Origin of the sequence: Leptotrichia sp. OH3620_COT-345 (assembly GCF_003932895.1) — a bacterium.
In the GTDB taxonomy this organism is placed as follows: domain Bacteria; phylum Fusobacteriota; class Fusobacteriia; order Fusobacteriales; family Leptotrichiaceae; genus Pseudoleptotrichia.
In genome coordinates this window covers 1-690 of record NZ_RQYW01000082.1, presented here as the reverse complement: position 1 = coordinate 690, position 690 = coordinate 1, and the positions used below count along the sequence as shown (strand labels likewise).

Annotated in this window: 1 protein-coding gene; it reads right to left on the bottom strand. The window is 30.0% G+C overall.

The features are described 5' to 3' along the window. The coding region (locus EII29_RS11425) for a hypothetical protein (protein ID WP_148096435.1) at positions 1-690 on the bottom strand (690 nt) is incomplete at both ends.

Genomic DNA, 690 nt, shown 5'->3' with positions numbered 1-690 from the left:
TATTTTTCCGGTTAAAGTTAAGGCTCCTATAGAGTCTATTTTTCCTTTGGAGTTTCCTGTAAGATTTCCTCCTATCGTTATTTCTCTTCCTCTTATTACTCCTTCTCTATTATCAAGAGTACCTGTTATGTTTATTCCTATTTCTTTGTTTTTAATATCTTCATTATTTTTTTGTTCTTTCTTTTCTTTAGTTTCCTCTTTTACATCTTCCTTTGTAAGTCCGTCTGATAATATATATCCTTTTACATTTCTCGTATCTTTTACATCAAGGTCTATCTTTTTGTTGCTTCTTATTACTCCCGTAAGGTTATTAAGTTTTTCACCTATCAACTTTATACCTTCATTGCCTGATATTTCCCCTCTTATATTACTTGTTTCCTTTATTATCCCTTCCATCTTTTCATTGGATAATAGCTGTCCTTCATCATTTATGAGCTTATCCGAATTTATTTTCTTTATGTTTCCTTTTATTACTCCGTTTTTATTATCTATTATTTTTCCGGTTAAAGTTAAGGCTCCTATAGAGTCTATCTTCCCTTTGGAGTTTCCTGTAAGGTTTCCGCCTATCGTTATTTCTCTTCCTCTTATTATTCCTTTTGTATTGTCTAATGTTCCTGTTATATTTATTCCTATTTCTTTAGTTTTTATATCTTCAACGTTTTTCGTTTCTTTATTTTCTTGTTTTATATC